The following is a 15,016-nucleotide window of genomic DNA, read 5'->3' as shown; positions in this document are numbered from 1 at the left end:
CACCGGATGCCGCGGGCGCGTCGGAAGGCGCGGCTGACGGCGACGGCCGGGCCGTGTGCGGTGCCCGGTGTCCTTGCTGGTCGGCGGCGTGTCGCCATACGTGTTGACGGTGCGGGGCGCGCCGAATCCGAACAGAGCCCCCCGGGGATAGTCAGATGTCGGGGCTGGTCAAGTCGACTGAGGTGCAGGGGGAGTTGAGGGCGGTACGCAGTTCCCTCAGGGCCGTCACCGGCAGGCCCCGCGCCGTGCCCTCGGTGATCCACGCGTCGAGCATGTCCCGGGTCTGCCCGCCCACCTTGGTGAAGTGCGTCCGCAGGTAGCGGGGCAGGTCGAACGGGGCCAGTACGGGCAGGACCCGCAGGACCAGTCCCGCGGCCAGGGCCGGGACGTGCGGGCGCGGGCGTGGGCGGTGGAGGAGCGCGGCGGTCACGGTGACCGCCTCGCGGGTGGCCGCGGCCGGTGTGGTCAGGTGGGCGCGGAGCGCGGGCAGGGACCAGTCCGCGGCTTCCAGGGCGGCGATGTACGGGATCATCCGCGCGGCGCCCAGTTCGGCCGCGCCGGGGCGCCGGGCGCGCCGTACCCGTACGCCCGCCGCTCGCAGCGCCGTGATGACGGGGCGGACGCGGTCGTCCGTGCCGTGGACCGTGTGCGCGGTGCCGGGCGGCAGCCAGTACGCGATGCCCGCCGGTGTCCGGTGGGCGAGGACGGACGGGACCAGCTGGACGATCCGCTCGGCCGGCCAGATCTCGGTGAGGGCGGGCAGATCGCGCGGGTCCTGGCCGATGGTGACGATGGTCGCGGTGCCGGTGCCGGTGCCGGTGCTTGCGCCTGTGTCGATGCGGTCGCGGAGGGCGCGTACCCACGGCTCGTGCAGGGCGGGGGAGGGCACGCACAGCCACACCGCGTCCCAGGCGCCGTCCGCCGGTCCGTCCGCCGGGCCGGCCGGACGCAGTTGTCCGGGCACCGGGCGGCCGAACCTCCGCAGCCGGAACAGCGTCCTGGCGTCCCCGCTGTCCCTGCCCTGTCTCCCCTCGTACGTCACGGACGCGCCGCCCTCGGTGAGCCAGAGGCCGAAGACCTGCCCCAGGGCTCCGGCGCCGACCATCAGAATTCTCATGTGAGCATCTTATATTCATTACGGAAAAGGGGGTTGGATTCATAAAGGGGCGAAGTCGCCTTGGTGGTAACCCGGTCGGGTGAACGGGGCTCACGGATATACGGCGCGGGCCAGTACTGTGCCGAAGTATGACCACTACCAACACCGCGTCGAACAGCGCCCAGTACATCTCTCAATTGGGCACTCTCTCGGTGATTCCCTGGACCAGTGACCCCACCGACAGCGAACGCAACTCGCCTTATCTGCTCGCCTATTCGCTCGGTGACGGCCGCGGCGGCCCCGGGATCGTCGAGGAGACCATGCGCGCGGTCCTCGGCGAGGTCGGACTGCGGCCCGGCGAGGTGGTCGATCTCACGGAGTCGCCCGGCGGTGTCTCGGTCAAGCTGCTCGTGGAGGCGGGCCGGGCCGTGCTGACCATGCCGTATCTGAACGCGCAGTGCGCCGTACCCCCGGAGTGGGAGCAGGACGCCCGCGAGACCGGGAAGGTCTACTTCGTGGTCGCCACCCGGCCGTGGGCCGAGGGGGTCCCGGGCCGCCCGGTCGACGAGGAGCGGCTGCGGGCCTTCGCCGGTGACCCGGAGATGCTCGCCGCCGCCGCGCACTGCCTGGTGCCCGTACGCAGCCTCCGCGGCTGAGGCGGGCGCGGGCGCGGTAGCAGGACCGGGACGGACGACGGGACGGGACGGGAACAGGACATGGCAACCACCCTGACGCAGGACGCGACGGCTCAGGACGGCGCCGGCGGCGCCGATGGCGGCGGAGTACGCGGCGACAGCCGGGCGCTGGCGCTGCTGCTGGTGATCACGGGCGCGGCGGGGGCGCTGGCGGCGTGGGTCATCACCATCGACAAGTTCAAACTGCTGGAGGACCCGGGGTTCACGCCGGGGTGCAGTCTGAATCCGGTGGTCTCGTGCGGCAACATCATGAAGAGCGAGCAGGCGTCGGTCTTCGGCTTCCCGAACCCGATGCTGGGGCTCGTCACGTACGCGGTGGTGATCTGCGCCGGGATGGGGCTGCTGGCCGGGGCGCGTTACCGGCCGTGGTTCTGGCTGGGGTTGAACGCCGGAATGCTGTTCGGGGTCGTGTTCTGCACCTGGCTCCAGTACCAGTCGCTGTACCGCATCAGCTCGCTCTGTCTCTGGTGCAGTCTGGCCTGGGCCGGGACCATCGTCATGTTCTGGTACGTCACTTCGCGCAACGTACGGGCCGGGCTGCTGCCCGCGCCGGCCGCCGTGCGCGGTCTCCTCGGGGAGTTCACCTGGGTGCTGCCGGTGCTGCACATCGGCATCATCGGGATGCTCATCCTGACCCGGTGGTGGGACTTCTGGACCGGCTGACCGGTCCGTCCCGTCGGGGTCTACGCCCTCTCCGCCCCTCTCGGCTCTCTCCTCGGCCGTGAGGGGCGGCGGCTGTTCCGGGCGCGGTGCGGGCGCGGTGCGGGTGTGGTGCGGTCGCGGTACGGGCAGGCGCTACTTCCCGAGCGGCATGCCGCCGAGGAGCTTGCCGCCGCCGCTGCCGCCCTGCCGGGGCTTGTTGAGCTCCTTCGTCACCTGGTTCACCGCGTGCAGGACGGAGCCCGGCCGCTCGGTGTCCAGCGCGTTGCTGTGCAGCGGGTTGGGGTCGCGCAGGCCCTCGGCCAGGATCTCCTCGACGCCGCCGTTCAGGCTGAGCGAGGTCGTGGGAGCCGGCCCTGCGGCGGGCGCGGGGGCGGCGGCCAGGGCCGGGGTGGCGGCTCCGGCCAGCGCCAGTACGGAACCGGCGGCGGCGACAACAGTGGCGGTGATCTTGGTGGGCTTCATTCCCGAATCCTTCTCTGGTGATTCCGCGATCCCCGTACGGCGCAACTCACTTCTCGCGCAGGGGCTTTAGGGGCGCCCGTCCTTTTTCGGTGGGCGGCCCCGCTATCGTTAACGACTTTTCGGCGCGGCGGAAACGGTCAATGAGGGGGTCGAGGGGGCAGTGAAGCGGTCTGTGAAGCGGTCGGTACGCGGAAGAGCCGCCCTGCCCGGAAGGGAAGGACGGCTCCTCGGTACGACAATCGGCTTGCGAAGTCGTCAGTTGCTGAGTGGTCAGCTGTTGACGCAGGTGTTCCCGAACGCCGGGTTCAGGATGCCGATGACGTCGATCGTGTTGCCGCACAGGTTGATCGGGACGTGCAGCGGGATCTGGATGACGTTGCCGGAGAGGACGCCCGGGGAGCCGACGGCCGCGGCCTGCGCGTCGGAGTCGGCGAAGGCGGCGCCGGAGGCACCGGCAACGGCGGCGGCGGCCGCGGCGGAGAGAACGACGGCCTTGGCGATACGCGACATGGGGAAAGGCTCCTCGGTCGTATGAAGATGACGTAAGCGCCGGGCGCGATTGCCCGACTCATGCATCAACGCCGAGGACCCCCGGAGGTTGCGGGCCCGAACGGGTGAATCGATGTTCGGTGCACTGCTCGTGGGGGTTGGCTGGGGGCCGCGGGGTTCGCCGGGGCGGGATTCTCCGGTCACCCCTTCATATACGTGCAACTGTACGTTCAGCAGCTTTCAGCGCGTCTGGCGTGATTTTCAGTCCGCGCTCTGTAATGGTGCGTTCTGGTTTCGGACTTGGAGGCGGAGCGCCCGTATGCGGAATTCTGCGGTTCTTGTTGTGAAGCGTGGAGTGCTGTGCGGTCTGGCCGTACTCGCGCTGTCCGCGGCGGTGTATCCACCGGCATACCCATCGGCGGCCGATCCATACGTCGCTCCGCGCGCCGATGCGAAGGAAGAGCCCCGAATTCCGTTCGCCGCCCGCTGGTACGCCGTACAGCACGGCGGGATCGTACGGACAGCCAATGCGGCCATCAGCTGCCGGGCCGGGGAAAGCGCCCGCGCGTCGGCCTGTGCGACCGCGCGGGCCGGCGGGAACGCGGCCAATCAGCAATTCGACATGTTCTATTCGGATGTCGACAACGATCCCAACACCTACAACTCGACCCGCGCCGAACTGCGGCTGCCCGACCGCGCCCGGGTCGGCTACGCGCGGCTCTACTGGGGCGGCAATCTGCTGGTCGGCGAGCAGAAGCCGGCCGCGGACAACGGCCGGGTGCTGATCGCCGAGCCGGGCGGTCAGTACAAGGAGGTGCTGGCCGACACCGTGATCGGCCACCGGATCGCCGGCGGGGCCGACGCCTACCAGGCGTCCGCGGACGTGACGGCGCTCGTCAAGGACAGCGGTCCCGGGATGTACACGGTGGCGCAGCTCAATGTCGCCATGGGGCGTTCCGAGGCGGGTGCCTGGGGCGGCTGGACGCTGGTCGTCGCCTACAAGAAGGACGACGATCCGCTGCGGCACCTGGCGATCTGGGACGGTTTCGAGCTGCTCGACGCGCACCACGAGGAAGAGCGCGTCGACCTGGGCGAACTGCCCGTTCCCGAACGCGCCTCCGGGCGGCTGGGAGTTGTCGCGTACGACGGCGACCGCGGCGTCACCGGGGACACGCTCGCCGTGGAGACGGGGAAGGGGAAAGGCGTTCTTCTCGGCAATAAAGATAACCCTTCCGATGATGTGATGAATTCCAGTATCACGGACTTCGATTCACCTGTGATGAAGCGCGAGCCCGACTACGCGAACACCCTTGGGTATGACTCCGACGTTTTCGACCTGCGTGGTGCGCTGGCATCCGGCGCCGACCGGCTTAGCGTTCGATTCGGCACCGAGCGTGACTCCTTCTGGATCGGTGCGTTTTTCGTAGAGGCCGACGCGCAGTTCTGAGCGCTCCTGGCGCACGGTGCGCTCCGCGCCTCGATTTCCGTTGTCCACGAGTGGAAAGAGTTGCGCGTGCAGCCAGAACGGCACCGGCCAGGGACCGGCTTCACCGCGCTCCATCTCGTCCAGCCGGTCGACGGCGGAGTCGCCCAAGTGGTCCTGGATCTGGTCGCGGCACAAGTCGCCGCAGGGGTACAGGCGGTCGTCGGCTGCCCGGCCGAAGGCCCGCTCGCCGCCGCCGCGGCACGCCGGGGCGCCGAGGTCCACGTCTGGCGGGCGACGCGCGCCCCGGGGCCCGCGCTGGTGCGGGAGGTCGCGGACGCGGCACGGCTCGTCCGGCTCGTACGGCCCGATCTGGTCCACGCCCACAGCGCGAAGGCCGGACTCGCCGGCCGGCTGGCCGTGAGGGGCCGCGTCCCGACCGTCTTCCAGCCGCACGCCTGGTCGTTCGAGGCGGTCGGCGGGGTGACCGCGCGGCTCGCCGGGCGCTGGGAGCGGTGGGCGGTCCGGTGGACCGACCGGATCGTGTGCGTCAGCGACGCCGAGCGGCGCACCGGCGAGCGGGCGGGCATCGAGGCCGCGTGGTCCGTCGTCCGCAACGGCGTCGAGGTCGAGCGGTTCGGTGCCGGGGGAGGGACCGGAGAAGGCGCCGTTCCGGCCGCTCTGCCGCCGCTCACCGGCATCGAGCCCGACGCCCCCCTCGTCGTCTGCGTCGGCAGGCTCTGCCGCCAGAAGGGCCAGGACGTCCTGCTCCGCGCCTGGCCGTCGGTCGTACGGCGGTTCCCGCGCGCCCGCCTGGTCCTCGTCGGCGACGGGCCCGACGCCGGCGCCCTGCGCGCCGCCGCACCGCCCTCGGTGCTCTTCACCGGCGCCGTACCGGACACCGCGGCCTGGTACCGGGCGGCCGATCTGGTCGTCCTGCCCTCCCGTTGGGAGGGGATGGCGGTGGCACCCCTGGAGGCCATGGCGAGCGGCCGGGCCGTCGTCCTCACCGATGTGGACGGCGCGCGCGAGTCCCTGCCGCCCGGCCGCGAAGCCCTCTGCCTCACCCCGCCCGAGGATCCGGCCGCGCTCGCGGCGGCCATCAGCACGCTGCTCGACGACGGGCCGCTGCGCGAGGCCATCGGCCGCCAGGGGCAGCAGCACGTACTCGACACCCACGACGTGCGGCAGACCGCGCGGGCCATCGCGGACGTGTACCGCGCGGTGGCCGCCGTGCCGCGCCCCGAGCGCAGGGAGCCGATTCCCCAGTGACCACGGAAAGCACCAGCGTTCCTCCGCCGTCCGGGCGTGAGCGGACCGCGACGACCGCACGGCGGCCGGACGGGCCCGCGTCCGCCGGCCGGCAGACCGCCCTGAGCCAGGCGGTACGCGGGCGGACCGCCCCGGGGCGCGTCCCGATCGCACCGCCCCGCGACACCCGTGGCGCCCGCGAACTCCCCGACCGCCTCGCGCCACCGGCCCGCCGCCGGCCGTCGCGCTCCGCGTTCCGCTTCGCCCTGCCGCTGCTCGCGGCGGACGCGCTCGCGGCGCTGCTCTCCACCGCCGTCCTCACCGACGAGCAGCGCGACGCCGTACTGCTGCTCCAGCTCCTCGCCTGCGTGACCGTCCTGAACGCGCTCGCCGGGCTCTACCGGCCCGGTGTCGTCCTCTCGGGCCTCGACCAACTGCCCGCGCTGGCCGCGCGGATCGCGGTCGCCTGGTGCGCGGCGGCCACGGTGTTCGCCGCGCTGTTCCCGGCCAACGCCCTCGGTTTCACCGCCCTGTTGGCCGCCGGCGCCGTACAGCTCGCCGCCGCCTGCACCGGCCGTTCGCTCATCCACACGCGCCGACGCGCGGCGGCCCGCGACCGGCTGCGCTCCGCCCTCGTCGTCGGCACGGGACCGGCCGCGCGGCGGATCACCGCGCTGCTCGCCCAGCACCCGGAGTACGGTCTGCGGCCCGTCGGCGTCGCCTCGCCCGCGGCCCCCGCCCCGGCGGACCCCGCGAAGGACGGCGCCGACACCGCCAAAGAGGGGACGCGTGACAGCGGCGGTGGTGGCGGCGCGGAGGCTCTCGCGCTGCCCGTCCTCACCACCCCCGAGGACATCCACCGCGCCATCATCCAGAACGGCGTCCAGGAAGCCCTGTTCACCGACGGCGGCGACCCCGTCGCCCGGGCCGGCCTGGTCACGCTCTTCCACACGTACGGCTGCGCCACCTGGTTCGTCGGCGCGGGCCCCTGGGACCTCGCCGCCCCGCCCCCCGCCATGGAACGGCACCTGTGGGGGTTCGGCTACCACCGCGTCGAGCCGCCCGCCACCACCCGGCGCCGCCGGGGCGCCCGCGCCAAACGGCTGCTCGACCTGCTGCTCACCGCGCCGGTCCTGGTGGCCGTCTCGCCGCTGCTGCTGCTCTGCGCGCTCGCGGTCAGGCTCGGCGACGGCCCAGGGGTGCTCTTCCGCCAGGAGCGCGTCGGGCAGCACGGCCGCTCGTTCACCCTGCTGAAGTTCCGTACGCTGCGCCCCTCCGACGACCAGGAGTCGGCCACCCGCTGGAACATCGCCAACGACCGCCGTATGAGCCCGGTCGGCAACCTGCTGCGCCGGACCTCCCTGGACGAGCTGCCGCAGCTGTGGAACGTCCTGCGCGGTGACATGAGCCTGGTCGGCCCCCGGCCCGAACGCCCCTACTTCGTCGCCAACTTCAGCAAGACGCACCCCGGCTACGCGGCCCGCCACCGGATGCCCGTCGGTATCACCGGACTGGCGCAGGTCCACGGGCTGCGCGGGGACACCTCCATCGAGGAGCGGTCCCGGTTCGACAACCACTACATCGACCACTGGTCGCTCTGGCAGGACGTGTGCATCATCGTGCGGACCGCCGTGTCCCTCGTCCGGCCGGCGGGCAGCTGATGGCTACGGCTACGGCCACGGATGCGACGGCGACTGCGGCTGCGGTACGCGCGTGGCAGCCCGTGCCCGTACGGACGGTTCCGTGGCGCCGGGCCCTGCCCCTGCTGCCCGCGCTCGCCGTCGTCGTGCTGCTCGCCGTACCGGCCGCGCCCGCGGGGGACGGTACGGCCGGCTCCGGCAGTCCGGCGGACGTGGCGTCCGCGCTGCTCGTCCTGTACTGCCTCGTCCGCGTACTGCGCGACCGGGCCCGCCCGTTGACCCGTACGGCGGCCCTCGTCCTCGGACTCCCGGTGCTCGGTGTGACCGTCGCGGCCCTCACCTCCCAGGACCCGGCGGCGAGCCTGCCCGGGCTGGCGCGCTACCTCCAGATCTTCGTGCTGGTGCCCGCCGCGCTGCTGCTGCTCCTGCGGGACCGCTGGGACTTCCGGCTGCTGGCCGGGTCCGTGGTCGCCGTCGCGCTCGCCCAGGGCGCGGTCGGCGTCGGCCAGTACCTGACCGGCACGGGCGCCTCGTACAAGGGCGAGGACATCCGCGCGGTCGGCACCTTCGGCCCGACCGATGTGATGGGGATGGCCACCGTCGTCGCGTACGGGCTGGTCATCGCGGTCGGCTTCGCAGTCAGCGGGAAGGGAGACGCCGTTGAGGGGACCGGGCGGCGGCCGGGGGCGCGCCTCGCCGCCCTCGGCTGCGCCGGGCTGCTGACCGTCCCGCTCGTCCTCTCCTTCAGCCGCGGCGCCTGGATCGCCACGGCGGTCGCGGTCGCCTGCCAGCTCCTGCTGTCGGGGCCGCGCCGCGCCGCCGTGGCCCTGCTCGCCGCCGGGGCGCTCGGCACCGTGCTCGTCGGCGGGCTCGGCATCGGCTCGCAGCTCGTCACCGAGCGCGTGGACTCCATCGCGCGCGTGGCCGACGCGCCCGACCAGTCCGTCACCGACCGGTACACCATGTGGGCCGCCGCCGCCGACATGTGGCGTACGCGACCGGTCACCGGCGTCGGGCTGAAGGGCTTCCCCGACCACCGCGACAGCCACGCCTCGCTGGCCCTCTCCTCCGGCAGCGACACATCGGGCGCCGGGGCCGCCTTCCAGCGTCAGCCGCTGCTCTCCCCGCACAACATGTATCTGCTGGTGCTCAGCGAACAGGGGCTGCTGGGCGTCCTGGCGCTGGTGGGCAGCTGGGCCGCGCTGCTCCTGCTGGCGCTGCGGCGGCTGCGGCGGCTGCGGCGTTCCCGTACCGGCGGCCGGGCGAAGGGCGGTTGCGGGTTTGCCGTCATGGGGCTGCTGGTCTGGCAGTTGGTGGACTTCGGGTACGCGGACATCGGCGGGCCCTCGACCGTACTGACCGCCGTGATGCTCGGCCTCGCGGCCTGGTGGGCGCTCGGGGCCACGTCGGATCAGGTCACGTCGGACGGGGCCACGCAGGACCAGGTCACACCGGACCAGGTCACATCGGACGGGGTCGCGCGGGACCGGGTCGCATCGGACGGGGCCGCCCGCGTATGACCGATACCCGGCGGTCCGCCCTCCCGGCGCCACCCGTCACCGTCCCCCCTCAGACCCCGCCGCCGGTGGCCGAGAGCGGCACCGGCTCGCTCGTCTCCGGCGCCTCCGGGCGCTTCCTCGCGCGCGCCGCCCTCGTCACCGCCCTGCTGACGGCGGCCGGTGCGGTCCTCGGCCTGGTCAGGGACCAGACCATCGCGCATCTGTACGGTGCCGGGCCCGGCACCGACGCCTTCCTCGTCGCCTGGACCGTCCCCGAGGTCTCCGCCACGCTGCTCATCGAGGACGCCATGGCGCTCATCCTCGTACCGGCGTTCAGCTTCGCCCTCGCCCGCAGGGCCGCCGCCCCGGCCGGGACGGCCGCCGATCCCGTACGGCTGCTCACCCGGTCGACGCTGCCCCGGCTGTTCCTCGCGCTCAGCGCCACCGCCGCGCTGCTCGCGGTGGCCGCGCCCTGGGTGGTGGCGCTGCTGGCGCCGGGACTGCCGGAAACCCAACTCGCCGTCGACTGCACCCGGTTGACGGCCACCTCGGTCTTCACGTACGGGCTCGCCGGGTACTGCAGCGCGGTGCTGCGGGCGCACGGCAGCTTCGTGGCGCCCGCCGCGATCTATGTGGCGTCCAACGTCGGGATCATCGGCACGATGCTGGTCGTACGGGACCGGTGGGGCGTCGAGGTGGCCGCCGGCGGGGTCGCGGTCGGCGGCGTGCTGATGGTGCTGGTCCAACTGCCGTGTCTGTGGCGGCGGCTGGCGGAGGGCCGGCCCGCGTCCGGTGCGGGGGCGAAGGCCGATCCCGCTCAGAGTGCCCCCGCGACAGCGACAGCCCCCGCCACCGCGCCCGTCGCCCTCGGCCTCCTCGCGCCCGTCATCGTCTTCGCACTCAGCCGCCAGTCGCAGGTCCTCATCGAGCGCTTCCTCGCCGCGCCGCTGCCCGCCGGGGCCATCTCGCATCTCAACTACGCGCAGAAGGTCGCGCAGATCCCGATGACGCTCTCCCTGATGCTCTGCACCGTCACCTTCCCCGTGGTCGCCCGCGCCATGGCGGCGGGGGAGACCGACCGGGCGCGGCGGCGTGTCGAGCGGGATCTCGCGCTGGCCGGGGCGATCGTGCTGGTGGGGGCCGCCACGATCATCGCCTGCGCGCCACAGTTCATCGAAGTCCTCTTCCAGCGCGGCGAGTTCACCGCCACCGACACGGCAGCGACCGCCGCCGTGATGCGCGTGTACGCGCTCGGCCTGCTCGGCCACACGCTGGTCGGGGCGCTCGTACGCTGCTACTTCTCGGCCGCGCGCCCGCTGTGGTTCCCGGCGGTGGCCATGATCGCCGGGCTCGCGCTGACCACCGTCGCGGGCTCCCTGCTCGTACAGGGCTGGGGGGTGCGCGGCATCGCCGCCGCCAACGCCCTCGGCATCACCCTCACCGCCGCCCTCATGCTGACCGGCCTCGCCCGCCACAGCGTGCCCCTCGACACCCGGTTCATGGCCGGCGGCCTTGTCAAACTCAGCGCCGCCGCCGCGGCGGCGACCGGTGCTGGCTGGCTCTGCGGAGCCCTCGTCGTCTCCCCCGCACTGGGCGCGGCCAGCGCCTGCGCGGTCATCGCCGCGGTGTTCCTCGTCATCGCCCGCGCCCTGCGGGCGCCCGAGATCGAGAGCCTCCTCGACCCCGTACTCCGCCTACTCCGTCCCCTCCTCCACCCCGTCTCACGAAAGCCGCCGCAAGATGTCCGCTGACACGGTCTCCCCGCCCGACGCCGCTCGCCCGGGTCCCCTGTGGGCCTTCATGTACCACTCGGTCGCCGAGATCACCGGCCCGGCCGACGACCCCTACCAGGTGACCGTCACTCCGGGCCGGCTCGAACGGCAGCTGCGCTGGCTCCGCCGCCGGGGCCTGACCGGCGTCTCCATGGACGAACTGCTGCGCGCCCGCGCCGCCGGCCGGGGCGCCAGGCTCGTCGGGCTCACCTTCGACGACGGCTACGCCGACTTCGTGGAGCACGCCGTACCGCTGCTGCGGCGCCACGGATGCACCGCGACCCTCTTCGTCCTGCCGGGCCGGCTCGGCGGTACGAACGAATGGGACCCGCTCGGCCCCCGTAAACCCCTCCTCACGGAGGACGGCATCCGCGCCGCCGCCGACGCCGGCATGGAGATCGGCTCGCACGGACTGCTCCACACCGACCTCACCACCGCCGACAACGAGCACCTCGCGCAGGACACCGCGCACAGCCGCGCACTCCTGCGCGCCATGACCGGCCGCGAGGTGGCGGGCTACTGCTACCCGTACGGGACGGTCGACGCGCGCGCCGTCGCGGCCGTCCGCGCCGCCGGTTACGGATACGCCTGCGCCATCAGCCCCGGCCCGCTCACCGGGGTGCTCGCCCTGCCCCGCATCCACGTCGGCGAGGGGGACACCGGGGCGCGCCTGCTCCTGAAGCAGCTGCTGCACCGGCGGCGCCGCGAGCCCGTACCGGAGACCGCGTACGCGGAGTACGCCGCGTATGTCGCGGAGCGGGGCACGGCGGCTCCGGACACGGCTGCTCCGGACACGGCCGCTCCGGACACGGCGGTCCCGTCATGAAGGTGCTGCACATCATCACCGGCCTCGGCATCGGCGGCGCCGAACAGCAACTCCGCCTCCTGCTACGTGAGTTGCCCACCGACGGTGATGTCATCACGCTCACCAACCCGGGCGCCGTCGCCGACGGCATCGTCGCCGACGGCGGCTCCGTCAGAAACCTCGCCATGACCGGCAACCGCGACCTCGGCGCACTGCCCAGGCTCAGCAGGCTGGTCAGGCAGGGCCGGTACGACCTGGTGCACACGCACCTCTACCGCGCCTGCCTGTACGGGCGGTTCGCGGCCCGGATGGCGGGTGTGCGGACCATTGTCGCCACCGAACACTCCCTCGGCGAAGCCCAGATCGAGGGCCGGCCGCTGACCCCCGGCGCCCGCGCCCTCTACCTCGCGGGCGAGCGCGTCGGCTCGGCGACGGTCGCCGTCTCCGCCACGGTCGCGCGGCGGCTGGAGCGCTGGGGGGTACGGCGTGACCGTATCCACGTCGTCCCCAACGGCATCGAGGCCGGGCGCTTCGCCTTTGATCCGGCCGCCCGCCGGGCCGCCCGCGCGCACCTGGGACTGCCGGCGGACGCCTTCGTGGCCGGCGGAGTGGGACGGCTGACCGCCGGCAAGCGCTTCGACCGGCTGGTCCGCGCCGTCGCGCGGCTGCCCGAGGCGCGCCTCCTGCTGGTCGGGGAGGGCCCGGAGCGCGCGCGGCTCCTGCGGCTCGCGGAGGAGCTGGGCGCGGCGGACCGGGTGCTGCTGTACGGCGCGTGCGAGGACCCGCCCCGTAAGGATCCCCGCGGGGATTCCCGCAAGGCCGGCGCCGTCGGGCTGCCCGCGCTCCTCGCGGCCATGGACGTCGCCGTCTCCACCTCCCACGACGAGGCGTTCGGGCTCGCGGCCGTCGAGGCGCTCGCCGCCGGACTGCCGGTGCTGTACGTCACCTGCCCCGCCCTCCAGGACCTGCCGCCCGAATCCGCGCCGGGGGCCCGCCGGATCAGCGGCTCCGTACCCGGACTCGCCGACGAGCTGCGGCGGCTCCAGGAGACGGCCCGGGAAGCGGACCGGGAAGCGGCCCGGCTGACGGCCCGGGAGGCGGACTTCGACGTGGCCCGGTCGGCCGTACCCCCCGCCGCACTCCACTACGACATCTCCCGAAGCGCCGCCCAGCTGATGGCCGTCTACGAGCACGCCGCCCGAGGCCGGTCGGCCTCCCTCCGAGAAGTGAGTTGCCCATGACCCCGCAGAACCGGATCCGAACCCGAGCCCGAGCCCCGAGGATCCTCCCGAAGTCCCGCGTCAAGGCCCTGCCCGTCCGCTGGATCGTGCCGCTGGCCGTCACGGCGGGCGCGCTGGCGGGCGGCGCGTACGGGACCCTCCGCACCCCCGAGTACGCGGCGACCAGCTATGTCGTCGTCGTCCCGCTGGACACCACGGAACCGGCCGCCGCGCAGGGGTTCGCGACGGCCTTCGGCCGCGTCGCGCCCCAGCTGGCGCTGGTCGGTGACGCGCCGACCTGGGCCGGGGTGCCCGCCGCCACGCTCAAGCGCGATGTGCGGACCGCGACCTCGCCCGACGCCCCGATGATCTCCGTGACGGCGACCTCGGCCAAGGCGTCGACTGCGGTGGACATGGCGAACGGGGTCGCGCGCTCCCTGGTCGTCAGCGGCACCCAGTTGCAGGGCAGTACGAACGTACGGGTGCTCCAGTTCTCCCGGGCGATCGCGCCGACCGCCCCGGTCACCCCGTCGGCCGGGCTGTCGGCCCTCGTCGGCGGCAGCGCGGGCGGGCTGCTGGGCGGGCTCGGGCTGCTCGTACGCCCGAAGCGCCGCCGGGAGGACGCGCCCGCCGGATCCGCGTCCGTCCCGGGTCCCGCGTCCGGCTCGGGCGCCGCTGCCTCCGCCACCGCCTCCGCATCCGTATCCGCCTCTGCCGCCTCCTCCGCCGCGCAACCGCACCCGGAAACGGTCTGATGGGATCCCCCACACGGTCGCGGACCGCCCCGGCCCTCCGCACGCCCGTCTCCTCCGTACCGGCGGCGGCCCTGCTCACCGTCTCCCGGTCCGGCGCGGCCTTCACGACGGAGATCTGCGCGGACACCGCGCGGTTCGGCGCGATCGCCCCGGAGTGGGACACCCTCTACCGCGCCTCCCGTACGGCCACCCCGTTCCAGAGCCACGCCTGGCTGCACTCCTGGTGGCTGTCGTACGGGACGGGACGCGGCGGCGGCAGGCTCAGGGTCGTCCTGGTCCGCCGGGGCGGCGAACTCGTCGCCGCCGCACCGCTGATGCTGGTGCTGCGGCCCCTCCCCGTCCTCGTACCGCTCGGCGGCACCATCTCCGACTTCTCCGACGTCCTGCTCGACGAGACCCGCACCGAGGACGAGACGGACGCCGCCGTCGCCGCGCTGGCGAGGGCCTTCGCCGAACTGGCCCGCACAGCCGTGATCGACCTGCGCGAGGTACGCCCCGGAGCCGCCGCCGAACGCGTCTACGCCCGCTGGACGGGACCGCGCCGCCGGCTCGCGGACTCGCCCTGTCTCGAACTGCCCGCCGTCCCCGTCGAAGGGCTGCTCGCCCGGCTCCCCGCGTCGCGCGCCCAGCGCGTGCGCGCGAAGCTCCGCAAGCTGGACGCGCTCGGCATCGAGGAGCGCGAGGTCCCGGCGGACGGGGTGCCCCTCGCGGTCGGCCGCCTGCTCGAACTGCACCGGCTCCAGTGGGCGGGACGCGGCGTCACGCCAGAGCACCTCAGCGCCCGCTTCGCCGAGCATCTGACCAGGGCCGCGCGGTCCATGGTCGCGAGCGGCGACGCCCGGCTGACCGAGTTCCGGCTCGCGGGGGCGGTGGTCGCGGCCGATCTCACCCTGATGTCCGGCGCGCTGGCGGGCGGTTATCTGTACGGGGCCGATCCCGTGCTGCGCGCGCGGAAGGCGGATGTGGCCACGATGCTGCTGCGCGCCGGGGCCAGGGACAGCGGCGCGAACGGCCGCGCGACGCTGAGCATGCTGCGCGGCGACGAACCGTACAAGCACCACTGGCGCCCCGAGACCGTCCGCAACCAGCGGCTGCTGCTGGCCAGGAACCACCTCGCGCCGTCCCTGTGGCTGCTGCTCGCGCGGGCGGCGGGGCGGGAGCGGGCGGCGACGCTGGTCAAGCGGGCGCGGAAGACGGAGGACGGCGGCGACAAGGGATGACACCGGTTATGACCTCGCGGCCGCCG

The 15,016-nt window shown here is 73.7% G+C and carries 14 protein-coding genes; 11 read left to right on the top strand and 3 right to left on the bottom strand.

Annotation, left to right across the window (positions count from 1 at the left end):
• Positions 1-151: 151 nt before the first annotated feature.
• Positions 152-1,117, bottom strand: a complete 966-nt coding sequence (locus tag AB0389_RS18675; protein ID WP_366396501.1) for a hypothetical protein — start codon at positions 1,115-1,117, stop codon at positions 152-154.
• A 128-nt stretch (positions 1,118-1,245) separates the two neighbouring features.
• Here AB0389_RS18675 and AB0389_RS18670 point away from each other — a divergent pair, with 128 nt between their 5' ends.
• Both AB0389_RS18670 and AB0389_RS18665 read left to right on the top strand, forming a co-directional pair.
• On the top strand, positions 1,246-1,752 hold the full coding sequence (locus tag AB0389_RS18670) for a DUF5949 family protein (protein ID WP_366396500.1): 507 nt from the start codon (positions 1,246-1,248) through the stop codon (positions 1,750-1,752).
• A gap of 60 nt (positions 1,753-1,812) precedes the next feature.
• Positions 1,813-2,454: a vitamin K epoxide reductase family protein gene (locus AB0389_RS18665; protein ID WP_366396499.1), complete on the top strand. Its 642-nt coding sequence runs from the start codon at positions 1,813-1,815 to the stop codon at positions 2,452-2,454.
• A gap of 132 nt (positions 2,455-2,586) precedes the next feature.
• Here the strand turns inward: AB0389_RS18665 and AB0389_RS18660 are convergent, their stop codons facing one another.
• A complete protein-coding gene (locus AB0389_RS18660; protein WP_366396498.1) occupies positions 2,587-2,916 on the bottom strand; it encodes a hypothetical protein in 330 nt (109 codons plus the stop codon).
• Between the two features lie 270 nt (positions 2,917-3,186).
• Positions 3,187-3,426, bottom strand: coding sequence for a chaplin (locus AB0389_RS18655; protein ID WP_366396497.1), 240 nt, complete (start codon positions 3,424-3,426; stop codon positions 3,187-3,189).
• A gap of 298 nt (positions 3,427-3,724) precedes the next feature.
• Here AB0389_RS18655 and AB0389_RS18650 point away from each other — a divergent pair, with 298 nt between their 5' ends.
• From AB0389_RS18650 to AB0389_RS18610, 9 genes are all read left to right on the top strand, one after another.
• Positions 3,725-4,852, top strand: a complete 1,128-nt coding sequence (locus tag AB0389_RS18650) for a DUF3344 domain-containing protein (RefSeq protein WP_366396496.1) — start codon at positions 3,725-3,727, stop codon at positions 4,850-4,852.
• A 66-nt stretch (positions 4,853-4,918) separates the two neighbouring features.
• The gene (locus AB0389_RS18645) at positions 4,919-6,100 is read left to right on the top strand and encodes a glycosyltransferase (protein ID WP_366396495.1); all 1,182 of its coding nucleotides are present in this window, start codon (positions 4,919-4,921) and stop codon (positions 6,098-6,100) included.
• Positions 6,097-7,740: an exopolysaccharide biosynthesis polyprenyl glycosylphosphotransferase gene (locus AB0389_RS18640; protein ID WP_366396494.1), complete on the top strand. Its 1,644-nt coding sequence runs from the start codon at positions 6,097-6,099 to the stop codon at positions 7,738-7,740. Before AB0389_RS18645 ends, AB0389_RS18640 begins: the two co-directional genes overlap by 4 nt.
• Positions 7,740-9,239: an O-antigen ligase family protein gene (locus AB0389_RS18635; protein WP_366396493.1), complete on the top strand. Its 1,500-nt coding sequence runs from the start codon at positions 7,740-7,742 to the stop codon at positions 9,237-9,239. Before AB0389_RS18640 ends, AB0389_RS18635 begins: the two co-directional genes overlap by 1 nt.
• Entirely contained in the window at positions 9,236-10,969 is a 1,734-nt protein-coding gene (locus AB0389_RS18630) for a lipid II flippase MurJ (RefSeq protein WP_366396492.1), read from the top strand. Before AB0389_RS18635 ends, AB0389_RS18630 begins: the two co-directional genes overlap by 4 nt.
• Positions 10,959-11,816, top strand: coding sequence for a polysaccharide deacetylase family protein (locus AB0389_RS18625; RefSeq protein WP_366396491.1), 858 nt, complete (start codon positions 10,959-10,961; stop codon positions 11,814-11,816). The genes AB0389_RS18630 and AB0389_RS18625 overlap by 11 nt, the downstream gene beginning before the upstream one ends.
• Entirely contained in the window at positions 11,813-13,036 is a 1,224-nt protein-coding gene (locus AB0389_RS18620; RefSeq protein WP_366396490.1) for a glycosyltransferase, read from the top strand. The genes AB0389_RS18625 and AB0389_RS18620 overlap by 4 nt, the downstream gene beginning before the upstream one ends.
• Positions 13,033-13,770 (top strand): lipopolysaccharide biosynthesis protein, encoded by a 738-nt coding sequence (locus AB0389_RS18615; protein ID WP_366396489.1) that lies wholly within the window; start codon positions 13,033-13,035, stop codon positions 13,768-13,770. The genes AB0389_RS18620 and AB0389_RS18615 overlap by 4 nt, the downstream gene beginning before the upstream one ends.
• The gene (locus AB0389_RS18610; protein WP_366396488.1) at positions 13,770-14,990 is read left to right on the top strand and encodes a GNAT family N-acetyltransferase; all 1,221 of its coding nucleotides are present in this window, start codon (positions 13,770-13,772) and stop codon (positions 14,988-14,990) included. Before AB0389_RS18615 ends, AB0389_RS18610 begins: the two co-directional genes overlap by 1 nt.
• The last annotated feature ends 26 nt before the right edge of the window (positions 14,991-15,016 follow it).

This window comes from Streptomyces sp. NPDC093109 (assembly GCF_040701725.1).
In the GTDB taxonomy this organism is placed as follows: domain Bacteria; phylum Actinomycetota; class Actinomycetes; order Streptomycetales; family Streptomycetaceae; genus Streptomyces.
This window is presented reverse-complemented; position numbering and strand designations above follow the sequence as displayed.

Coding starts and splice junctions, on each gene's coding strand:
- AB0389_RS18655 (WP_366396497.1), bottom strand. CDS start 3,426: ATGTCGCGTATCGCCAAGGCCGTCGTTCTCTCCGCCGCGGCCGCCGCC.
- AB0389_RS18610 (WP_366396488.1), top strand. CDS start 13,770: ATGGGATCCCCCACACGGTCGCGGACCGCCCCGGCCCTCCGCACGCCC.
- AB0389_RS18635 (WP_366396493.1), top strand. CDS start 7,740: ATGGCTACGGCTACGGCCACGGATGCGACGGCGACTGCGGCTGCGGTA.
- AB0389_RS18670 (WP_366396500.1), top strand. CDS start 1,246: ATGACCACTACCAACACCGCGTCGAACAGCGCCCAGTACATCTCTCAA.
- AB0389_RS18660 (WP_366396498.1), bottom strand. CDS start 2,916: ATGAAGCCCACCAAGATCACCGCCACTGTTGTCGCCGCCGCCGGTTCC.
- AB0389_RS18615 (WP_366396489.1), top strand. CDS start 13,033: ATGACCCCGCAGAACCGGATCCGAACCCGAGCCCGAGCCCCGAGGATC.
- AB0389_RS18650 (WP_366396496.1), top strand. CDS start 3,725: ATGCGGAATTCTGCGGTTCTTGTTGTGAAGCGTGGAGTGCTGTGCGGT.
- AB0389_RS18675 (WP_366396501.1), bottom strand. CDS start 1,117: ATGAGAATTCTGATGGTCGGCGCCGGAGCCCTGGGGCAGGTCTTCGGC.
- AB0389_RS18620 (WP_366396490.1), top strand. CDS start 11,813: ATGAAGGTGCTGCACATCATCACCGGCCTCGGCATCGGCGGCGCCGAA.
- AB0389_RS18665 (WP_366396499.1), top strand. CDS start 1,813: ATGGCAACCACCCTGACGCAGGACGCGACGGCTCAGGACGGCGCCGGC.
- AB0389_RS18625 (WP_366396491.1), top strand. CDS start 10,959: ATGTCCGCTGACACGGTCTCCCCGCCCGACGCCGCTCGCCCGGGTCCC.
- AB0389_RS18630 (WP_366396492.1), top strand. CDS start 9,236: ATGACCGATACCCGGCGGTCCGCCCTCCCGGCGCCACCCGTCACCGTC.